We start from the raw sequence: 21645 nt of genomic DNA, 5'->3' as shown, positions 1-21645 counted from the left end.
ATACAATAAAAATTAAATATAATAAAAATGGGTAAAATAATCGGAATTGATTTAGGTACGACCAACTCTTGTGTTTCTGTAATGGAAGGTAATGAAGCAGTTGTTATTCCTAACGCAGAGGGAAAAAGAACAACGCCATCTATCATCGCTTTTGTAGAAGGTGGGGAAATTAAAGTGGGTGATCCTGCAAAAAGACAAGCAGTAACTAATCCAACTAAGACTATTGCTTCTATCAAACGTTTTATGGGACACACTTTTGCTGAAACTCAAGAAGAGGCAAAAAGAGTTCCTTACACAGTTGTAAAAGGCGACAACAATACGCCACGTGTGGATATTGATGGTCGTTTATACACTGCTCAAGAATTGTCAGCTATGACACTTCAAAAAATGAAAAAAACTGCTGAAGACTATTTAGGTCAAACAGTAACTGAAGCAGTTATTACTGTTCCTGCTTACTTCAACGATGCTCAACGTCAGGCTACAAAAGAGGCTGGTGAAATCGCTGGTTTGAAAGTTATGCGTATCATCAACGAACCAACTGCTGCGGCTTTGGCTTACGGATTGGATAAAAAAGGTACAGATCAAAAAATTGCTGTTTACGATTTAGGTGGAGGTACTTTTGATATCTCTGTATTGGAATTAGGAGACGGAGTTTTCGAAGTATTGTCTACTAATGGTGATACTCACTTAGGTGGTGATGATTTTGACCAAGTAATCATTGACTGGTTGGCAGACGAATTCAAAGCTGAAGAAGGTATTGATTTACGTTTAGACCCAATGTCATTACAACGTATCAAAGAAGCTGCTGAGAAAGCAAAAATTGAATTGTCTTCTTCTGCAGAAACTGAAATCAACTTGCCATACGTTACTGCTACGGCTTCAGGACCAAAACACTTAGTGAAAAAATTAACTAGAGCACAATTCGAAAAATTGTCTGATAGTTTAGTAAAACGTTCTATGGCGCCAGTAGCACAAGCATTGAAAGATGCAGGTTTGTCTACTTCTGACATTGACGAAGTAATCCTTGTAGGAGGTTCTACTCGTATGCCAAGAATTGCTGACGAAGTAGAAAAATTCTTTGGTAAAAAAGCTTCTAAAGGAGTTAACCCTGATGAAGTTGTAGCGATTGGAGCTGCTATTCAAGGTGGTGTATTGTCTGGAGATGTAAAAGATGTATTGTTACTTGACGTTACGCCTTTATCTTTAGGTATCGAAACTATGGGTGGTGTAATGACTACATTAATCGAGTCTAACACAACTATCCCAACTAAAAAATCACAAGTATTCTCTACTGCTGCTGATTCTCAACCATCTGTTGAAATCCACGTATTGCAAGGAGCAAGAGCAATGGCTGCTGATAATAAAACAATCGGTCGTTTCCACTTAGATGGAATTCCACCAGCACCAAGAGGAGTTCCTCAAATTGAAGTTACTTTCGACATCGATGCTAATGGTATCATCAAAGTATCTGCAACTGACAAAGGAACTGGTAAATCTCATGACATTCGTATCGAAGCTTCTTCTGGATTAACTGCTGAAGAAATCGAGAAAATGAAAAAAGATGCTGAAGCTAATGCTGAATCAGATAAAATCGCAAGAGAAAGAGCTGAGAAATTGAACGAAGCAGACGGAATGATCTTCCAAACGGAGTCTCAATTGAAAGAGCTTGGAGATAAATTATCTGACGATAACAAAGTGGCTGTAGAGTACGCTTTAACTGAATTGAGAATGGCTCACCAATCTCAAGACATTCCAGCTATTCAAACTGCTTTGGACAACATCAACGCTGCTTGGAAAAAAGCAACTGAAGCAATGTATGCTCAAGGTGAACAAGGTCAAGCTGCTGCGGAGCCACAAGGTCAAGCACAAGGAGACAATGTTGAAGATGTTGACTTTGAAGAAGTAAAATAATCCACCAAGCCCCCAAGGGGGAATAAGGGAATGGATATAAACCGAGTCAGTAATGACTCGGTTTTTTTTATGTATTTTCTTCTTTTGCAGACACTAGAAAAGACTTTGATTTCCTTGTAAATCCATATCAAGAGCTGTTTTTTTTTATTATAAAAAAGCCTTTAACAAAAATGCGCGTACAAAAAAAGGAGTAAAATCCTAAAATTATACTCCTTTTATTTAATCAATATATTCTTAAAATGGCATCAAACATACCTGATATTCCATATTTAACAATTGCTTGAAATTTTATTTTACAAACTCAATTTTTTGCTCTTCCTCTTCATTTACACTATCAAAAAAACCTTGATCATTCATCCAATCATCACTGAAAACTTTACTCATATAACGAGAACCATGATCTGGAAAGATAGCAATTACATTACTATTCTCATCAAATTCTCCTTCTTCAGCATACTGCTTGATTGCCTGCATCACTGCCCCTGAAGTATATCCTACAAAAAGACCTTCTTTCCTAGCTAATTCTCTCGTAGAATGTGCACTTTCTTCATCTGTTACTTTCATGAATTTATCAATAACATCAAAGTCAGTTGCAGTTGGAATTAAGTTTTTACCCAAACCTTCAATTCTGTATGGATAAATTTCAGCACTATCAAATTCTTTGGTTTCATGATATTTTTTTAGAACAGAACCAAACGCATCAACACCTAAAATTTTGATATTTGGATTTTGTTCTTTTAAATACTTTGCAGTTCCCGAAATCGTTCCTCCAGTTCCACTACAGGCTACTAAATGCGTTATTTTACCATTGGTTTGTTTCCAAATTTCTGGTCCAGTAGACAAATAGTGAGCATCTATATTTAATTGATTGAAATATTGATTGATATAAACAGAACCTTTAGTTTCTTCATGCAGTCGCTTGGCTACACTATAATAAGAACGCTCATCATCAGCAGAAACATGTGCAGGGCAAACATATACTTTTGCACCTAAACTTCTTAGCATATCTATTTTATCTTTGGAAGATTTAGAACTCACTGCAAGTATGCAATTATATCCTTTTATTATACTTACCATCGCTAAGCTAAATCCTGTATTGCCAGAAGTAGTTTCTATTATTGTATCACCTGGTGAAAGTATACCTTTACTTTCAGCTTGCTCTATAATATATAATGCAATTCTATCTTTTGAAGAATGTCCTGGATTGAAAGCTTCTATCTTAGCATAGAAATTACCTTCAAATTCCTGAGTAACTCTATTTAGCTTAATAAGTGGAGTGTTACCTATTAATTCTAAAATATTATTATAAGCGTTTATTTCTTCTTTCATAAAAAAATAGTTAATCTAAGCTGAGTATAAACTACCTAGATAGGTTGCAAACTTAACAAAAAAAATCGAATTACTTTTTAATTTTCTCCAAATCTAGTAAAAAACTAAACTCTCTCGCCAATTCCTTTAATGACTCAAATCGACCTGAAGCCCCGCCATGACCAGCATCCATATTAGTAACAAGATATAAAACTGTTTCATCTTTTTTCATTGTGCGCAATTTAGCTACCCATTTTGCCGGTTCCCAATATTGAACTTGTGAATCATGTAATCCTGTAGAAACAAACAAATTTGGGTATTTTTGCTTTTTCACATTATCATAAGGTGAGTACGACAGCATATAATCGTAGTACTTTTTGTCATTTGGATTTCCCCATTCGTCGTACTCTCCCGTTGTAAGAGGAATACTATCGTCTAACATTGTTGTCACAACATCAACAAATGGAACTTGAGCAATTACTCCGTTGTATAACTCTGGAGCCATATTTACAACTGCACCCATTAATAATCCACCAGCAGAACCACCTTCAGCGTACAAATGTTCTGGTGCGGTGTATTTTTCTTGTATTACAAATTTAGAACAGTCAATAAAATCGGTAAACGTATTTTTCTTTTTAAACAATTTACCATCTTCATACCATTGTCTACCTAAATCCTCTCCTCCACGAATATGAGCAATTGCATAAACGAAACCCCTGTCCAATAAAGTTAATCGCGTAGAAGAAAAATAGGGTTCCATCGTATTTCCATATGAGCCATAGGCATAGAGCAACAATGGATTTTTACCATCTTTCTTAATGGATTTGTGATACACCATCGAAATTGGCACTTTAGTCCCATCAGTAGCGGTAGCCCAAACTCTTTCTTCGATATAACTATTTTTATCAAATTTTCCCCCTAATACTTGTTGTTCTTTTAAAACCTCTTTGGTTTTGGTGGTCATATTAAAATCAATAACAGAAGAAGGAGTTGCCATTGATTGGTAACCATATCTAAGAATATCAGTATCAAAATCAACATTTGTTGTAGTATATGCACTGTATGTTTCGTTGTCGAAAGGCAAGTAATAATCTCCTTTTCCGCTCCAAGGCATGATACGAATATGATTTAATCCATTAGAACGTTCTTCAACGACTAAGTAGTTTTTAAATATTTCGATGCCTTCTAATAAAACATCTTTACGATGTGGAATTAAATCTTTCCAATTATCTTTTGAAGTAGCATTTTCAGGCGTTTTCATCAATTTAAAATTAGTTGCCTTATCCTTATTAGTCAAAACATAAAACGAGTCTCCATAATGAGAAATACTATACTCTAAACCACGAACCCTTGGTTGAAACACCTTGAACTCCCCGTCAGGTTTATCGGCATCCAAAATTCTATATTCACTAGTTAACGTACTTCCTGAACCAATTACAATATATTTTCTTGATTTTTCTTTACTAACATAAACATTAAAGGTGTCGTCCTTTTCATCAAAAACCAATACGTCACTTTTAGCATCAGTACCTAATTTGTGTCTAAAAACCTTATCAGCTCTTAAGGTAACTTTATCTTGTTGGGTATAAAAAATTGTTGCATTATCATTGGCCCAAACAGAACCTCCGGTGACATTTTCTATTTTATCTGAAAGAATTTCACCTGTTTCTAAATTCTTAATTTGAATGGTGTAGATTCTTCTTCCTTTAGTGTCTACTCCAAAAGAAGCATACTTATTATTAGGACTGATACTCATCCCTCCTAGCTGAAAGTAAGAATGTCCTTTCGCCAATTCATTACAATTAAAAAGAATTTCTTCAGGAGCGGTCAAATTTCCTTTTTTTCGGGTATAAATGGGATAATCTTGTCCTTTTTCGTATCGAGTCAAATAAAAATAGCCATTATAAAAATAAGGAACAGACTGATCATCTTCTTTAATTCTCGCTTTCATCTCTTCAAAAAGTTCGGTTTGAAACTCTTTGGTATGAGCTGTTTTAGCGTTGTAATAATCGTTCTCTTGATTCAAATAAGAAATCACTTCTGGGTTTTCTCTTTCGTTTAACCAAAAATAATTGTCGATTCTAGTATCGTTGTGCTTTACTAGTTGTTTTGGAATAATTTTAGCTACAGGTGCTTGTATATTTTCAGCCATTTTTTGTGCTTTTGCCTTAGTAATTGTTAATGCAAAAATAACACAAAGCAAAACCAAACGAATAGAATTTTTCATTATTTTTTGTGTTGATTATCAATAAGCAATATAGTAATTTTGTACCAATAATTTTAAAAAAAACAAAAAATGGATTTAATGGGAATGATGGGTAAGCTAAAAGAAACCCAACAAAAAATAGAAGACACTAAAAAAAGACTAGATACTATTTTGATTGACGAACAAAGTTCTGATGGTTTATTACAAATTACTGTTACAGCAAATACTGCTATAAAATCAATAAACATAGCTGATGAATTGCTAGAAGACAAAGAACAACTTGAAGATTATTTGATACTAGTTCTCAATAAAGCTATCACAAGAGCCAATCAAGTAAATCAAACAGAATTAGATGCTGTAGCCAAAATGGACATGCCGATGATACCTGGAATGGATAATTTATTCAAATAACAAGTCATAAAAAAAGGATTTAAAGTAAAACTCTAAATCCTTTTTTTTTATACTACAAATAAACGCTGCAAAGTCTCTATTACATAAGAATGCATGACTTCGCGATAATCCAAATGCGTCACAATTCTAAGTTTTCCTTTTCCAAGTGAACTAATGGCTATGTTTTTTTGACGTAATGTTTCAATTAAAAGTGCATCGCTTAAACTTGGAATCACTTTAAAAATCAAAATATTTGTCTCAACAGGTTCTACTGATTCTACCCAAGGAAGCCTACTCAATAAGAGTCCTAATTCTTTGGCTCTGCGATGGTCTTCTGTCAATCGCATAATGTTATTCTCTAAAGCATAAATCCCCGCAGCGGCTAAATAGCCTACTTGACGCATTCCACCTCCCAAAATTTTGCGCACTCGCAAAGCCCTATGAATCGTTTCTTTATCGGCCAACAAAACCGAACCAATTGGCGCACCTAACCCTTTGGACAAACACACTGAAATAGTATCGAACAACTTTCCATATTCTTTAGGATTTTGTCTTTTGGCCACCAAAGCATTCCAAATTCTAGCACCATCCATGTGAAACTTTAAATTATTGCCATCACAAACTTGCTTGATTTGCTGCAATGTTTCTAGATCGTAACAGGCTCCGCCTCCTTTATTTGTAGTATTCTCAACACAGACCAAACTTGTTTTGGGGCTATGATAAAATTCAGGATCGTTAATTGCATCAGCGACTTGATTGGCTGTAATCATTCCGCGATTTCCATCTAATAAACAACAAGAAACACCGCTATTAAACGAAACTCCACCACCTTCATAATTATATACATGGGCATATTTGTCAGCAATTAACTGCTCACCAGGTTGGGTGTGTAATTTTATAGCCGTTTGATTCGCCATAGTACCTGAAGGAAAAAACAAACCAGCTTCCATTCCAAACATAGCGGCTACGCGAGCTTCTAATTCAATTACTGTAGGATCTTGTTTGTAAACATCGTCACCAACAACTGCTCTAAACATATACTGCAACATTTCTGGAGAGGGCTTGGTCACTGTATCACTCACTAAATTAATTTCCATAAGTTATATATATCAGCCACAGTAAGACCTTAGCTTGTGCTGTGGTAATTTTTTTATATTTTTGCAAAACAAAATTAATAATAATTTATGACAACTACCGAACAAATTAAAGGTATTGTGGAGCGCCTTGGTGCGTTGAGGAGGTATCTTTGACGTTGATGCTAAACTCATTGAAATCACTAACGAAGAAGAAAAAACTTTTGCTCCCGACTTTTGGAATAATGCAAAAGAAGCCGAAATCATTGTAAAAAACTTACGTAATAAAAAGAAGTGGATTGAAGATTATGACAAAGCTGCAACTCTTACCGAAGAACTGCAACTAGCTTATGATTTTTATAAAGAAGGTGAACTAAGCATTGAAGAACTTGATGAACAATACAATTTAGCCGAAAATCACATCGAAGCTATTGAGTTCAAGAACATGCTTTCCGACGAAGGAGATACACTAAGTGCTGTTTTGCAAATTACCGCTGGAGCTGGCGGAACCGAAAGTTGCGATTGGGCCGAAATGTTGATGCGCATGTACATCATGTGGGGCGAGAAATACGGTTACAAAATTAAAGAACTAAATTTTCAAAAGGGCGAATCAGCTGGAATCAAAACCGTTACTTTAGAATTTGAAGGCGATTACTCCTTTGGTTACTTAAAAGGAGAAAATGGCGTACATCGTTTGGTTCGTATCTCCCCTTTTGATAGCAATGCCAAAAGACATACTTCTTTTGCTTCGGTTTATGTATATCCTCTTGCAGATGACACCATTCAAATTGAGATTAATCCTGCCGATATTTCGTGGGAAACCATGCGTTCCAGTGGTGCTGGAGGTCAAAATGTAAACAAAGTAGAGACCGCAGTACGTTTGCGCCACCACCCTACTGGAATTATTATCGAAAATTCAGAAACACGTTCTCAATTAGATAATAAAACCAAAGCCATGCAGTTGTTAAAATCGCAATTGTACGAAATTGAGTTAAAAAAGAAACAAGCTCTTAGAGATGAAATCGAAGCTAAAAAAATGAAAATTGAATGGGGTTCGCAAATTAGAAACTATGTAATGCATCCATACAAATTAGTTAAAGACGTCCGAACAGGACAAGAAACTAGTGATGTTGATAGTGTAATGAACGGCAATATCGACCCATTTCTAAAAGCCTTCCTCATGATGATGGGCCAAAAAGAAGAAGAGTAAACAAGAATCCATATTAGCCATCTAGCGACTACTATTAAAAGTAGTCGCTTTTTTTTTAAACAACTTACAGAATTTCTGTTTTTTAAATATTTTTTTTACAATTTCAAACGTTAAAAATTAGGTAACTCAATAGTAATTCGCTTAATTTGATGGCTAATATTATAAATACTGCCCCCAAATTAATGAAATCACACTCTATTCAAGAAATTAATAATGTTCTAAAAGGTACACTTATTGGCACATTATCTCAAAACATTACTTCGCCAGAACAATTAGAACTTGCCTCAGAAAATCAAATTTCTTTTATAGGAAATAAAAAGTATGAAAAATACTGGAGTACATCAAAAGCTAGTGCAGCAATTGTAAATGAAGATATAGGCATTGAACCTGGCACCAACAGGGCATTTATAAAAGTAAAAAATGCCGAATTAGCGATGTCTCAATTGCTACAGCTTTTTGCTCCAGCCTCACCTCAATTTGATATAGATGTTCATCCAACAGCTTGCATCCATGATACTGTCATAATTGGCGAAGGCACCAAAATTGGAGCTGGAGCCTATCTTGGACCAAATGTAGTTATTGGAAAAAACGTTACCATCTATCCCAACGTAACACTTTTAGATTATTCAAGCATTGGCAACGGAAGCACGATTTGGTCAGGTGTTGTGGTAAGAGAACGCTGCCACATCGGAAATGATTGTATCCTGCATCCCAATGCTACTATAGGTGCAGACGGATTTGGGTTTACTTTTTGTAATGAAAAAGGTTTAGTTAAAATCCCACAAATTGGTAATGTTGTAATTGGAAATAATGTAGAAATTGGAGCCAATTCTTGTGTAGATAGAGGTAAATTCAGCTCAACTGTTGTAGGTGATGGGTGCAAAATAGACAATTTAGTTCAAATTGGACACAACAGTAAATTGGGACGTTTTTGCATTATGGCGGGTCATAGTGGTCTTGCGGGTTCTGTAACCTTAGAAGACGGTGTTGTAATTGGCGGAAGCGCCTCCATTAAAGATCATACAACTATTGGTGCTGGAGCCACTGTTGGCGCTGGATCTGGCGTTACTTGCGATGTTCCTGCCGGCAAAGTAGTTTTAGGTTATCCCGCAATAGCTGCCAAAGACGCCCTCAGACAATGGGCAATTCTTAAACGATTAGTAAACGAAACTAGAAAATAGATATTATATTTTTAATAAATTCATAAAAAAGCAGGATTAATTTTCTGCTTTTTTGCGTTTTAAACAAAAAAACATTTCCTTTTTTACCCAAAACAAAAGACCAACTAAAAAGATTTCAATCCTTTTTGTAAATTAGCTAACTAAAAAACTAACTAACCATTATATGGATTTAAACTTCAATCAGAACGAAGACCACAATAAACTTCTTTTATCTCAATTACGCCATAAATTTGCAAAAGTAAAATTAGGCGGAGGCGAAAAAAGAATTGAAAAACTGCATGCCGAAGGCAAAATGACAGCCAGAGAGCGAATCGATTATTTAGTAGACGACCCAAATAAATGCATTGAGATAGGCGCATTTGTCGGAGATGGAATGTATCCTGAACATGGCGGTTGTCCTTCGGGAGGAGTAATTGTAAAAATTGGATATATTCAAGGCAAACAATGCATTATTGTTGCCAATGATGCTACTGTTAAGGCTGGAGCATGGTTTCCGATAACAGGTAAAAAAAACCTACGCGCACAAGAAATTGCGATGGATAACAGACTTCCAATTATTTATTTAGTAGATAGTGCTGGAGTATACCTACCCTTACAAGATGAAATTTTCCCAGATAAAGAACATTTTGGTCGCATTTTCAGAAATAATGCCCAAATGAGCAGTATGGGAATCACCCAAATTGCAGCAGTAATGGGAAGTTGCGTGGCTGGTGGTGCTTATTTACCCATCATGAGCGATGAAGCTTTAATTGTAGATAAAACTGGAAGTATTTTCTTGGCCGGAAGTTATTTGGTCAAAGCTGCCATAGGCGAAAGTATTGATAACGAAACCTTGGGTGGAGCGACAACACATTGCGAAATTTCAGGAGTTACTGATTATAAAGCCAAAGATGACAAAGATGCTTTGGATAAAATCAAAAACATTATTAGTAAAATTGGAGATTTTGAAAAAGCAGGATTTAATCGCATCAAAGGAGAAAAACCCGCTTTAGACGAAAAAGAGATTTACGGAATACTTCCGAAAGCGAGAAACGAACAATATGACATGCTTGAAATTATCAAACGATTGGTTGACAACTCTGAATTTGAACCCTACAAAGAAGGCTATGGACAAAGCATCATTACTGGATATGCAAGAATTGATGGCTGGGCAGTTGGCATTGTTGCCAATCAACGCAAAGTAGTCAAAACCAAAAAAGGTGAAATGCAATTTGGCGGTGTTATCTATTCCGATTCTGCTGACAAGGCTACTCGATTTATTGCCAATTGTAACCAAAAGAAAATCCCATTAGTTTTCATACAAGATGTTACTGGATTTATGGTAGGTTCAAAGTCTGAACATGGCGGGATCATTAAGGATGGTGCCAAAATGGTTAATGCAGTATCTAATTCTGTAGTACCAAAATTTACTGTAATTGTTGGAAATTCCTATGGTGCAGGTAATTATGCTATGTGTGGCAAAGCTTATGATCCTAGATTAATTTTCGCTTGGCCAAGTGCTGAATTAGCCGTTATGGGCGGTACTCAAGCGGCAAAAGTATTGGCACAGATTGAAGCTTCTTCACTAAAAGCAAAAGGAGAAGTGATAGATGAAGCAAAAGAAGCCGAGTTATTTGCTAAAATAAAAGCAAAATATGATGAGCAAGTCTCCCCTTATTATGCAGCATCCAGACTATGGACCGATGCCATTATTGATCCCTTAGACACACGAACATGGATTTCGATGGGAATTGAAGCTGCCAATCATGCTCCCATTGAGAAAAAATTTAATTTAGGAGTGATTCAAACCTAAAACATAAAAAAAGAGCTGAAAATAATCAGCTCTTTTTTTATCTATCCTTATACAAATTATAAAGAATCAACACTTTCGCTACGCATTATTTTACCAGTAGCCGTAACTTTAAACTTTGGAATAAAAACAATATCTTTTGGTTTTTCATATTTGTCTAATGAGGTAAAAACAGCTTCGTCAATTGACATTGGTTCACCTTCTACATACAAAACCACTTTTTCTCCCAAAACATCATCGGCATGACCACAAACAAAATAACGTCTTGGAATATGAGTTGATAATTTTTCTTCTATTTTTTCAGGAATTAACTTAATCCCACCACTATTAATCACGTTATCAAATCGACCTAGCCAAATAAACTGTTTATTGGAAATTAATTCAACAATATCATTAGTTACAATAGGTTCATTACTAATATTTTTGGCATGAACGATCAAACAATTGTGTTCATTAGTGGAAACTGTTACATTGGGAAGCACACTAAAAGCGCTTTCTCCCACTCGTTTTGCCGCAATATGAGTAATTGTCTCGGTCATTCCATAGGTTTCATAAATTTCATTCGGCACTTTCACTAATTCTTGCTCGAGCGATTTATGAATTTTTACACCACCAACAATGATTTTTTTAATATTTTTTAGTTTATCCAAAGAATTTTTAGCCTGTAATGGAACCATTGCCGCAAAATCATATTTCTCATCGTTATATTCTAAAGGGTGCGAATTTGGTTCTACAAAATCCATATCCAATCCTAAAATAAAAGAACGTACAAACATCATTTTACCCGCAACGTAATCTGCAGGAAGACAATGCAAAACTCTATCTCCAGGTTTTAAATCAAAAAAATCTCCTGTAGCCAAAGCTGAATTGACCATCGCTTCTTTCTCTATTCTAATCAATTTTGGAATTCCAGTAGTCCCAGAGGTATTCATTTCGATAAAAGACTTATTATCAAACCAATCAATTAAAAAATCACCAAGAGATTTTTGAAAATCGGCACCTTCTTTAACAAATGAATAAGCCACCATGCATAATTGTTCACGATCTAAGTGAACGCCATTAAATTTAAAATGATTATGAACATTTTTATATGTTACTGTTTTCATAAAAGTTGTAATTTATTCCTTCATACAAAGGAAATTATTATATATTTCCTACAATTTTTTCTTTCCAATTACTCCAATTGTATTTCCTACCAAAGATAATCAAAAGTATTGGGTATATCAATATAACAGGCAAGATAACATCAAAACCAAAGGTAGGTTCTGAGACATCTTTCAAGATAGAATGCGTTTGAAAAGCCGACCAATCAGAAGTCACTAATAAAGCCCCAATTAGATTGTTTGAAGCATGAAAACCAAGGGCTAACTCCATTCCATCATCCATCAAGGTAATAACACCTAGAAAAAGGCCTGTACCTATGTAGTAAATCATAATACCGTTCCCCATCTTGGCAACCTCAGGATTGGACAAATGCATCAATCCAAAAATCAGAGAAGTCATAAGCAATGGAAACCACTTGTTTCGAGACAAATTTGCAAATCCTTGCATCAAATAGCCTCTAAAAACATATTCTTCAGTAGTAGTTTGAATAGGAATTAACAAAATACCAATACTAGCTAAAATCAAAAAAGGGATAGGTTTGAAATTAATTTCGAAATGACTCGGGCTGATAAACCATTCGATCAAAGTGGTTCCTATGCCAACAATTGCCCATAACGCAAATGAAAATAGAACACGTTTCCAATCGATTTTGGTTCTAGCTGTAGTCACTGACAAAATTGTTTGCTTATGAATAAATTTAATCACCAAAAAAACACCGCCTAAAGCAAAAACAAAAGACAGTAACATTAAAAACAAAGTGGTATTTGGTTCAAAAAAATGCATCAACCCCTCGTTTGTCATTGGAGTTCTTTTATGCTCTGTAGCTGCCTTAAAAAAAACCGCAATCATCATAGGAACTTGACCAACAAAAGCCGTCAAGATAATAATCAATGAACCTAATAGATATTTATAAAAATGATTTTGTGGAGTAACTCCTTGTTCTAAAAACATAGCATTTACAATTTGTTAAATGAATTAATGACCTAGTTCGTGTACTTAGTTATACTGCTTAAAAGTACCTATTATTTCTCATAATTTTATAAAAAATGAAAAAGCAAGACCAACTCTCTAAAAGTACTGAAAAACAAAGAAAAATTTACTTTCTAAAATTATTTCTCGAAACACCATGTTTCTTTTTAATAAATACATCTTTTATTTTATACAAAAACAGTAAATTTGAAGCAGTTTTATAAAAATTATCCATGAGCACATCGCACAAAGACCTACACAGTAAATTGACGTTAGGTGGTTTATTGATTTCATTAGGAATCATTTATGGTGATATTGGGACATCACCTTTATACGTAATGAAAGCCATACTTGGCGAACACATCATCGACCCAGATGTTGTATTAGGAGGAGTTTCTTGTGTGTTTTGGACACTAACCCTTCAAACCACATTAAAATATGTAATCCTTACCCTAAGCGCTGACAATCATGGTGAAGGTGGAATTTTTGCTTTATATGCCCTTGTCAAAAAAACGAAAATTCAATGGCTAATTGTTCCAGCAATTATTGGAGGTAGTGCCTTGCTTGCCGATGGAATTATAACGCCACCCATATCCGTTTCGTCGGCCGTAGAGGGCATCAAAACGTTTAATCCAGAAATCAACACTGTTCCTATTGTAATTGGAATTCTAGTAATTTTATTTACGATACAACAATTTGGAACAAAGTTAGTTGGGAAATTTTTTGCTCCAATGATGACCATTTGGTTTTTGATGTTAGCCATTTTAGGTACTATTCAAATCACTTCTCATCCTGAAGTATTTAAAGCGATAAATCCTTATTATGCCTATCATTTACTGTCCATTCATCCTGATGGTTTCTTCGTGCTAGGCTTTGTATTTTTATGTACAACAGGTGCCGAAGCCTTATACTCTGACATGGGACATTGTGGAAGAAAAAACATTAGAATCAGTTGGATTTTTGTAAAAACAGCATTAGTATTAAACTACTTTGGTCAAGCTGCTTATCTAATTCAACATGGAGGGGTATCACTACAAACCTTAGGTGGAGAAAACGGAAATCCATTCTACTTAATAATGCCAAGTTGGTTTCAACCTTTTGGTATTGTGGTAGCTACACTGGCCGCCGTTATTGCCTCACAAGCTTTAATAAGTGGTTCATTTACGCTTATAAATGAAGCCATGCGACTAAACTTCTGGCCAAAAGTAAGAATTAAATACCCAACGGAATTAAAAGGACAACTCTATATTCCATCTATCAATTGGCTATTATTAGTAGGATGTATAGGTATTGTACTGCATTTTGAAGAATCTAGCAACATGGAGCATGCTTATGGACTAGCCATTATTCTTTGCATGATTATGACCACTATTTTGTTGAATTATTACTTAATCATGAAACGCGTAAAATGGTACTTTTTTATGCCGTTGATTACTATTTATCTTCTTATAGAATTCAGTTTCTTAGCTGCTAACATTACTAAGTTTGCCGAAGGAGGTTATGTAACCTTATTTATAGCTATCCTATTAATTGCAGTAATGACTATTTGGTATTTAGCGAAAAAAATCAACAAAAACTATACTAAAATTGTCAAAATTGAAGACTTCAAAAAAGTATTGGTTGAATTAAGTAATGACTTATCTATCCCAAAATATGCGACACACTTGGTTTATATGACCAATGCAGGTCGAGTAGATGAAATTGAAGAAAAAGTGACTTATTCTATTCTACAAAAAAGACCCAAAAGAGCAGATATTTATTGGTTTGTTCATGTAAACGTATTGAATGAGCCTTATAAAAAGGAATACAAAGTAACTGAAATTGTAAAAGACGATTTGTATCGTGTAGATTTTAATCTTGGTTTTAGAGAACCTACTAAGATAAATCTCATGTTCCGTGAAGTAATTATCGATATGGTTAAAAAAGGTGAAGTAGATGTTACTAGTAGATATGAATCCTTAAACAAAAATAATATTGTAGGTGATTTCAAATTTGTACTTTCAGAAAAATTCTTATCCAATGATTCTGATTTGTTATGGCATGAAAAAATCATTATGAACTCTTATTTCTTAATCAAAAAATTGAGTTTATCTGAAGAAAGTGCTTTTGGATTGGATAGCAGTTCTGTAAAAATTGAAAAATTCCCAATGGTGCTTCACGCTCCAGAAAGTTTAGGACTAACAAGAGTGAAGTAAATAACCATTCACATCTTTATAAAAGCACTGATTTTTTCAGTGCTTTTTTTGTTTATAAAAAACAATCCCAACTAAAAATTTAGCATTCAATCAATAAATAGTACCTTTGCGGTTCAATTATTCAAAATGAGATTACACAGAAATTTAGTTTATACTACTATTGATGCCTTAAATGCCATATTCAATGAAGGAGAATATGCCGATAAAGTAGTAGCCCGTTCTTTAAAAAAAGACAAACGTTGGGGAAGTTCCGACCGTAAATTTGTTGCTGAAACTATATACGAAATTGTTCGTTGGAAACGACTATATGCTGAGATTGCCGAAGTAAAAGAACCGTTTGATAGAGACAACCTTTGGAGAATTTTTGCCGTTTGGGCCGTTTTGAGAGGGTATCCAATTCCAGATTGGAGACAATTAGAAGGCACTCCAGAACGCAAAATTAAAGGACGTTTTGATGAACTTTCCAAAATCAGAACCTTCAAAGAATCTATTCCAGATTGGATGGATGAAATTGGGGTTAAAGAACTAGGAGAAAAAGTTTGGTCCAAAGAAATTGCGGCTCAAAACCAACCAGCCAAAGTAGTACTAAGGGTAAATACTTTGAAAACAACTCGAGAAAAATTAAGAGCTATCTTAATGGATTTAAACATTGATACTGAAATGTTGAAGGATCAACCAGAAGCTTTAGTCTTAAAAGAAAGAGCCAATGTATTTTTGACCGATGCTTTCAAAGAAGGTTTGTTTGAAGTTCAAGATGCCAATTCACAACTTGTGGCCGCTTTTCTGGATGTAAAACCTGGAATGCGGGTGGTAGATACTTGTGCAGGTGCGGGTGGAAAAACATTGCATATTGCCGCTTTGATGGAAAACAAAGGTCAATTGATTGCCATGGATTTGTACGAAAGCAAACTCAAACAATTAAAGCTGAGAGCCAAAAGAGACGGAGCATTTAATATTGAATATCGAATTATTGATTCGACAAAAGTCATCAAAAAATTGCATCAAAGAGCCGACAGAGTTTTAATTGATGCGCCATGTAGTGGACTTGGAGTTTTAAAAAGAAACCCTGATGCTAAATGGAAATTACAACCTGAGTTTATCGATAATATCCGAAAAGTACAGTCGGAGGTTTTAGAAAGTTATTCTAAAATTGTAAAACCAGGAGGAAAACTAGTATATGCCACTTGTTCCATTTTACCTTCTGAAAATCAAGAACAAGTGAAACGTTTTTTAACCACAGACATCGGGAAAGAATTCACTTTTATCAAAGACCATAAAATATTGGCTTCTGAATCTGGATTTGACGGTTTTTATATGGCTTTATTAGAGCGTAAAGAAAGCCAAGAGAAAGAAATTAAATAATATCAAAAAGTCCCATTAGTGACCATCATAACAAAAAAGTCCTCGAGCATTTCGAGGACTTTTTCGTTACTATAAATCGATGGCTTCAGCCAGTACATCGAGCAAAACTTCGTGGTCAATAGTTTCTAAACTAGTATAGCGTAACGATTTTACCGTATTTCGTTTTTCGTCCACTAACTCCGATTGATTGCGTTGTAATTGAAATCCTTTGGCAAAGCCCAAATCCACAAATCCTTTCTTATGGTTGGGCACCAAATAACAAAAAGGCTTCTTCTTGAAGTACACATAAGGAATCCCCCATTTGAACAACAACTCACTATCGGGTACATTTTGCTGAATCACCTGATGCAAATACAACATAATACTCTGATATAAGTGCGGCTGATTGTAAATATAAGCTTCAGCGGGTTTCATTCTTACAAGCCTTTTTGATCCATCAAATACAACAAAGAAGCCATAGTAGCTGCTCCCAATTCCAATTCTCTTTTGTTGATAGCATCAAAGGTATCGTTGGCCGCATGATGGTAATCAAAATAGCGTTGAGAATCGGGTTTTAGTCCTGCTTTGACGATATGTTTGGATGCCAATGGCCCAATATCGGTTCCACTATGTCCTTTTACAAAACTATGAATCAAATAAGGTTCAAATAACCCTTTCCAACTGCTAAATTTAGCAAACTCCTCTTCATTGCATTCGAATGAGAAACCTCTTGGCGAAAAGCCTCCAGAATCGCTTTCTAAAGCAAAAACGTGATTTTCTTTATTGGTTTGTGCCAATTCCGCATATTTTTTTCCGCCACGGTTGCCATTTTCTTCGTTCATAAACAACACTACACGAATCGTGTTTTTGGGTTTAAAATTCAGCTGCTTCAAAATGCGCAAGGCTTCCATACTTTGCACCACTCCTGCTCCATCATCGTGAGAACCATCGGCTAAATCCCAAGAATCCAAATGACCGCCGACAACCATAATGTTTTCAGGAGCTTCGCTTCCTTTCAATTCGCCCACCACATTATAAGACAACACATCGGCCATTTGTTCACAGGATTGCTTAAAGTAAAATTGCAGTTGTGGGTTTTCTTTTAACTTCTTGCTTAACAACTCCGCACCATTGGTACTGATGGCTGCTGTAGGAATCCATTGTGCTTGCGGTAAGTCGCCGTAGCTTTGATTGCCTGTATGCGGAAAATCATCCAAACGTAAATTCATAGAACGCACAATTGTTCCCACTGCACCATACTTTGCCGCTTCTCTCGCGCCAGAAGAACGCTGATCCACACAATGTCCGTAAGCATTGAAGGTTTCGATGTATTCTGCCTCCATCGGACGGTTATAAAAGACAATTTTTCCTTTTAAATCCGTTCCTAAGGATTCCAGTTCTTTGATACTATGCACTTCGATTACGGGCGCTAACAAACCCTTTTTAGGTGTGGCAATCGACCCGCCCAAAGCACAAATTGGCACTTCAATTTTGTTTTTTCCATCTTTGATATAAGCGGTTTCTTTAGCACCACGCACCCACTTTGGCACCATTACTTCCTGTAAAAACACTCGATCTAACCCTAAGGTTTCTAGCTGAGCTTTGGTGTATTGTACTGCTTTTTCAGCATTGTCAGAACCTGATAAACGGTGTCCGATTTGGTTAGAAAGATAGTCGAGCCATTGGTAACCTTGCCCTTTGGTCAATGCGGATTGGTAAATGGCTTTGAGTTGCAATTCGTCTGATGATTGCGAAAAAACGACTCCGCCAAGGCTTAGCAATAGGGCTGTAAAAAAAGTTTTCTTCATAGTTTTAGGTTGTTTTGGAACATTATAGTTGGCGGCAATTTCGGGAAAGTTTATGAATTATTAGGTAGATTGTTTAAAAAATGGTTTGGGGTTGTTTAAGGTTTAAGATTGTTTAAAGTTTAAGGTTGTTGTGTTTGGGGTACATCGAGCCTTCGGCTCTTTTTCGATTTACTTTGAGTGGACTGGCCTGAAGTCCAGCCTTACAAAATATAACGAGTCTACGACTCTCTATCGAATGTAAGAGTTCCGGAGGAACGAAACATTTTGTAGCAACGGATTTTAATCCGTTATGTTTTTGATCCGTTGTGTATTAATGCATCGAATTTCAATGTATAAAAGAAACAAAACCTCTTATAAAAATAAGTCGTCTCGCCTAGCCTCGATCGCAGCGGCATCCTTTTTTACAAAAAAACCTAGTAGTGGGTTACTACTAGGTTTTTTTTGTAAAAAAGATAGAGCGGAGAGCGGGACGACTCGTAAGGTGCTCCGCTTACGTCTGCTCCTAAAAATTAAGGCAGTGGTTCGAAACTAATGGCGGTTCCTCCCCCAGCGGCTAATTGCAATTTGAGTTTGCTAGCCGATGTTACCACTTGTGTTTTGATGGTGTAAGCAATTGGATTTTTCTCCCAATGTGCATTTTTGGCATCTTGGTAGATGATGGCTTTGTATTTTTTGCCTTTGGTTAGAAAGTCCAATTTGATTTCGGTGGTTCGGGCATTTTCATCGGTGATGGCGCCTAGGAACCAAGTGTCTTGGCCTTTGGTTTTTCTGGCCACGGTAAGATAATCGCCGGGTTCTGCTTCTAGATACAAGCTTTCGTCCCAATCCATCGCCACGTCTTTGATGAACTGAAAAGCATCGGGATATTTCTCGTAGTTTTCAATCAAGTCGGCCGCCATTTGCAGAGGAGAATACATCGTCACGTACAAGGCCAATTGCTTCGCCAAAGTGGTGTGCACTTGCTCGGTTTTGTTTTTATCGTAGTAACTCATTTTGATTTCAAAAATCCCCGGAGTGTAATCCATAGGGCCGCCTAACTGACGTGTGAAAGGCAAAATGGTTTCGTGCGCTGGCGGATTTCCGTTGCTCCAAGCGTTGAATTCGTTTCCTCGAGCCGATTCGGCCGCGATGTAGTTGGGATAGGTTCGGCTGTAGCCTGTTGGGTGCGAACTTTCATGTGAGTTGACCATCAATTTATTATCGGCAAAGCGACGCGCCACAAAGTTAAAGTGATTCACCATTGCTTGTCCGTCGTGGAATTCGCCACGCGGAATGATTTTGCCCACATAACCCGTTTTGGCCGCAGGATAATCGAATTTCTTCATCAAATCGAGCGCGCGGTCCAAGTGGCGTTCGTAGTTGCCCACAGAACCCGAAGTCTCGTGGTGCATAATCATTTTTACATTTTTTGCTTTGGCGTAAGCCGAAACTTCTTCCAAATTAAAGTCGGGATAAGGCGTCGTAAAATCAAAAACATCCTCTTTCCAGTTGCCTACCCAGTCTTCCCAACCTACGTTCCAACCTTCGACCAACACACCATCGAAACCGTGCTTGGCGGCAAAATCAATATAGCGTTTGGTATTTTCAGTAGTTGCGCCGTGTTTGCCTGTTGGAATTGGATTGCCCGCAGCGTTTTGCGCATTTTGAGAACCCGCATAATCCCAAGTCGATTTCCCCACGTGCATTTCCCACCAAATCCCCACATATTTCATTGGTTTTATCCAAGAGGTATCTTCGATTTTAGAGGGTTCGTTTAGGTTCAAAATCAATTTGGAACTCACAATTTTTCTAGCATCGTCGCTTACCATAATCGTACGCCAAGGCGACACGCAAGGCGCTTGCAAATAGGCTTTGTCTCCTATGGCGTTGGGCACCAAATTGGCTTTTAGCGTGTACTTTTGCACGTTGGCATCCAAATGCATTACGGGATAATTCACCACCGCCGCTTCAAAAATATTGAGGTACAGTCCTGAAGGCGATTTCATTTGCAAAGGCGTTTGCACTGTGTATTTTCCGGGAATGGATTTTACTCCGATTCCGTTGTTAAGGTCCAGTTTTTCGTTGTCAATTTCGGAGAATTTCGTTTCGTTGTACACGTATTCATTGCTGTCAAAATCACCCGGAATCCAGAACACTTTATGGTTTTCTGTCAAATTGAATTCCGTTTTCTCGTCCGAAATGATAAAATAGTTTAGGTTTTCTTGTTTTGGGAAATCGTAGCGAAACGCCACTCCTTCGTCAAAGGCTCTAAAGACCAAATTGAGTTTTACTTTTGAATCTTTCTGAACCAAAGCTACAATCAATTCGTTGTAATGGTTCACGATTTGGGCTTGTTCACCTAGTACTGGTTTCCAAGTTTCGTTGACCGCATGAGTCGTTGTACCTGTCACTTCAAAATGGTTGACCAAAGCCGTTTTGTCTTTTAAACTCACCCCCAAAGCACTAGACAGCACCACAGGTTTATTTTTGTAGCTCACCGCATAGGTCGGTTGACCATCGGGCGTGAGCTGAAACGTAAGTGCCAAAGTTCCCGTTGGCGATTCCACCTTTTGTGCGGACACCCAACTCAGGGAACATAGGAGAAGTAAGGAAAATAATTGTTTCATATTGGATTCTATTTATTTTTGTAACTATAAAAATACGCAAAAAGTCACGAACCTTAGCTGTAATTAGGTAAGCCTTATGAGTTTTAATGGCAAAGAACACCACTCTAACGTTTGCGCACTCATAAGTTTTTGATATACTTCAGCAGTACAATAATTTTAAATTATCTATCAATTTCACACTCATAAATTGAATGCAGTTTGTATTAATTAAATGCTATAGATAATAGATTCTATGCAAATACTATTTGAAAATAAAGAGTTTGAAGGAATGTTTGGCTTAAATAAAAGTAAGACGAACTGGTTTAAACATTTCGATGCTTTAGTTTTTGTAGGCATGGGAGAAAAATCCACAATTGTTAGATAATATCAAAGACAAATTATTTACAACAACTACAATGGATTTGTAACTGCGTTAATTAAACCACCTGAATTTAAAAAGATTGCCTCAAGTAATTAATGAAGTTCAAAAAAATAATCTAAATTTAGTGCGGAGATTTCGATTAGAATTATTAGAATTTCAATTTAGATTAGGCTTTGATATAACTAAAAAAGGA

General features: G+C 36.2%; 15 protein-coding genes. 7 read left to right on the top strand and 8 right to left on the bottom strand.

The features are described 5' to 3' along the window. Nucleotides 1-27 precede the first annotated feature (27 nt). The gene (gene dnaK / locus FLB_RS04290; RefSeq protein ID WP_064714716.1) at nucleotides 28-1911 is read left to right on the top strand and encodes a molecular chaperone DnaK; all 1884 of its coding nucleotides are present in this window, start codon (nucleotides 28-30) and stop codon (nucleotides 1909-1911) included. Between the two features lie 288 nt (nucleotides 1912-2199). On the opposite strand, the gene FLB_RS04285 is transcribed toward dnaK, so the two are convergent. Together FLB_RS04285 and FLB_RS04280 are read right to left on the bottom strand one after the other, a co-directional pair. Beyond that, complete coding sequence (locus FLB_RS04285; RefSeq protein ID WP_064714715.1) at nucleotides 2200-3240, bottom strand: PLP-dependent cysteine synthase family protein; 1041 nt, start codon at nucleotides 3238-3240, stop codon at nucleotides 2200-2202. A 70-nt stretch (nucleotides 3241-3310) separates the two neighbouring features. Beyond that, the gene (locus FLB_RS04280; RefSeq protein WP_157490538.1) at nucleotides 3311-5371 is read right to left on the bottom strand and encodes a S9 family peptidase; all 2061 of its coding nucleotides are present in this window, start codon (nucleotides 5369-5371) and stop codon (nucleotides 3311-3313) included. A gap of 144 nt (nucleotides 5372-5515) precedes the next feature. Here FLB_RS04280 and FLB_RS04275 point away from each other — a divergent pair, with 144 nt between their 5' ends. Beyond that, nucleotides 5516-5836: a YbaB/EbfC family nucleoid-associated protein gene (locus FLB_RS04275; protein ID WP_064714713.1), complete on the top strand. Its 321-nt coding sequence runs from the start codon at nucleotides 5516-5518 to the stop codon at nucleotides 5834-5836. A 47-nt stretch (nucleotides 5837-5883) separates the two neighbouring features. Here the strand turns inward: FLB_RS04275 and FLB_RS04270 are convergent, their stop codons facing one another. Continuing rightward, nucleotides 5884-6912, bottom strand: coding sequence for a threonine aldolase family protein (locus tag FLB_RS04270; protein ID WP_064714712.1), 1029 nt, complete (start codon nucleotides 6910-6912; stop codon nucleotides 5884-5886). An 87-nt stretch (nucleotides 6913-6999) separates the two neighbouring features. Here FLB_RS04270 and prfB point away from each other — a divergent pair. From prfB to FLB_RS04255, 3 genes are all read left to right on the top strand, one after another. Continuing rightward, a protein-coding gene (gene prfB / locus FLB_RS04265; protein WP_157490527.1) for a peptide chain release factor 2 occupies nucleotides 7000-8098 on the top strand; the annotation gives its coding sequence in 2 pieces (ribosomal slippage) (nucleotides 7000-7062 and nucleotides 7064-8098; 1098 coding nt in all). A 182-nt stretch (nucleotides 8099-8280) separates the two neighbouring features. Then, a complete protein-coding gene (gene lpxD, locus FLB_RS04260; RefSeq protein ID WP_064714710.1) occupies nucleotides 8281-9279 on the top strand; it encodes a UDP-3-O-(3-hydroxymyristoyl)glucosamine N-acyltransferase in 999 nt (332 codons plus the stop codon). Between the two features lie 163 nt (nucleotides 9280-9442). Further along, on the top strand, nucleotides 9443-11071 hold the full coding sequence (locus FLB_RS04255; RefSeq protein ID WP_064714709.1) for an acyl-CoA carboxylase subunit beta: 1629 nt from the start codon (nucleotides 9443-9445) through the stop codon (nucleotides 11069-11071). 56 nt (nucleotides 11072-11127) lie between these two features. Here FLB_RS04255 and FLB_RS04250 read toward each other — a convergent pair whose 3' ends face one another. After that, nucleotides 11128-12174, bottom strand: coding sequence for an AMP-binding protein (locus FLB_RS04250; protein ID WP_064714708.1), 1047 nt, complete (start codon nucleotides 12172-12174; stop codon nucleotides 11128-11130). Nucleotides 12175-12211: 37 nt separating this feature from the next. Next, complete coding sequence (locus tag FLB_RS04245; RefSeq protein ID WP_064714707.1) at nucleotides 12212-13123, bottom strand: CPBP family intramembrane glutamic endopeptidase; 912 nt, start codon at nucleotides 13121-13123, stop codon at nucleotides 12212-12214. A 251-nt stretch (nucleotides 13124-13374) separates the two neighbouring features. Here FLB_RS04245 and FLB_RS04240 point away from each other — a divergent pair, with 251 nt between their 5' ends. Together FLB_RS04240 and FLB_RS04235 are read left to right on the top strand one after the other, a co-directional pair. Further along, complete coding sequence (locus tag FLB_RS04240) at nucleotides 13375-15336, top strand: KUP/HAK/KT family potassium transporter (protein WP_064714706.1); 1962 nt, start codon at nucleotides 13375-13377, stop codon at nucleotides 15334-15336. A gap of 126 nt (nucleotides 15337-15462) precedes the next feature. Then, complete coding sequence (locus tag FLB_RS04235; protein ID WP_064714705.1) at nucleotides 15463-16698, top strand: RsmB/NOP family class I SAM-dependent RNA methyltransferase; 1236 nt, start codon at nucleotides 15463-15465, stop codon at nucleotides 16696-16698. A 69-nt stretch (nucleotides 16699-16767) separates the two neighbouring features. Here FLB_RS04235 and FLB_RS04230 read toward each other — a convergent pair whose 3' ends face one another. From FLB_RS04230 to FLB_RS04220, 3 genes are all read right to left on the bottom strand, one after another. Next, a complete protein-coding gene (locus FLB_RS04230; protein ID WP_064714704.1) occupies nucleotides 16768-17112 on the bottom strand; it encodes a DUF1801 domain-containing protein in 345 nt (114 codons plus the stop codon). A 2-nt stretch (nucleotides 17113-17114) separates the two neighbouring features. Further along, nucleotides 17115-18485, bottom strand: coding sequence for a M20/M25/M40 family metallo-hydrolase (locus FLB_RS04225; protein WP_064714703.1), 1371 nt, complete (start codon nucleotides 18483-18485; stop codon nucleotides 17115-17117). A gap of 509 nt (nucleotides 18486-18994) precedes the next feature. After that, nucleotides 18995-21091, bottom strand: a complete 2097-nt coding sequence (locus FLB_RS04220) for a glycoside hydrolase family 97 protein (protein ID WP_064714702.1) — start codon at nucleotides 21089-21091, stop codon at nucleotides 18995-18997. Between the last annotated feature and the right edge of the window lie 554 nt (nucleotides 21092-21645).

The organism is Flavobacterium succinicans (assembly GCF_001662485.1).
Classification (GTDB): domain Bacteria; phylum Bacteroidota; class Bacteroidia; order Flavobacteriales; family Flavobacteriaceae; genus Flavobacterium; species Flavobacterium succinicans_A.
Note: the sequence above shows the minus strand (reverse complement) of the source record. Positions and strands in the feature narration are given on the sequence as shown.

What these genes read in the sequence shown, in the direction of transcription:
- dnaK (WP_064714716.1), top strand. Translation starts at nt 28, where the DNA reads ATGGGTAAAATAATCGGAATTGATTTAGGTACGACCAACTCTTGTGTT.
- FLB_RS04285 (WP_064714715.1), bottom strand. Translation starts at nt 3,240, where the DNA reads ATGAAAGAAGAAATAAACGCTTATAATAATATTTTAGAATTAATAGGT.
- FLB_RS04280 (WP_157490538.1), bottom strand. Translation starts at nt 5,371, where the DNA reads ATGGCTGAAAATATACAAGCACCTGTAGCTAAAATTATTCCAAAACAA.
- FLB_RS04275 (WP_064714713.1), top strand. Translation starts at nt 5,516, where the DNA reads ATGGATTTAATGGGAATGATGGGTAAGCTAAAAGAAACCCAACAAAAA.
- FLB_RS04270 (WP_064714712.1), bottom strand. Translation starts at nt 6,912, where the DNA reads ATGGAAATTAATTTAGTGAGTGATACAGTGACCAAGCCCTCTCCAGAA.
- lpxD (WP_064714710.1), top strand. Translation starts at nt 8,281, where the DNA reads ATGAAATCACACTCTATTCAAGAAATTAATAATGTTCTAAAAGGTACA.
- FLB_RS04255 (WP_064714709.1), top strand. Translation starts at nt 9,443, where the DNA reads ATGGATTTAAACTTCAATCAGAACGAAGACCACAATAAACTTCTTTTA.
- FLB_RS04250 (WP_064714708.1), bottom strand. Translation starts at nt 12,174, where the DNA reads ATGAAAACAGTAACATATAAAAATGTTCATAATCATTTTAAATTTAAT.
- FLB_RS04245 (WP_064714707.1), bottom strand. Translation starts at nt 13,123, where the DNA reads ATGTTTTTAGAACAAGGAGTTACTCCACAAAATCATTTTTATAAATAT.
- FLB_RS04240 (WP_064714706.1), top strand. Translation starts at nt 13,375, where the DNA reads ATGAGCACATCGCACAAAGACCTACACAGTAAATTGACGTTAGGTGGT.
- FLB_RS04235 (WP_064714705.1), top strand. Translation starts at nt 15,463, where the DNA reads ATGAGATTACACAGAAATTTAGTTTATACTACTATTGATGCCTTAAAT.
- FLB_RS04230 (WP_064714704.1), bottom strand. Translation starts at nt 17,112, where the DNA reads ATGAAACCCGCTGAAGCTTATATTTACAATCAGCCGCACTTATATCAG.
- FLB_RS04225 (WP_064714703.1), bottom strand. Translation starts at nt 18,485, where the DNA reads ATGAAGAAAACTTTTTTTACAGCCCTATTGCTAAGCCTTGGCGGAGTC.
- FLB_RS04220 (WP_064714702.1), bottom strand. Translation starts at nt 21,091, where the DNA reads ATGAAACAATTATTTTCCTTACTTCTCCTATGTTCCCTGAGTTGGGTG.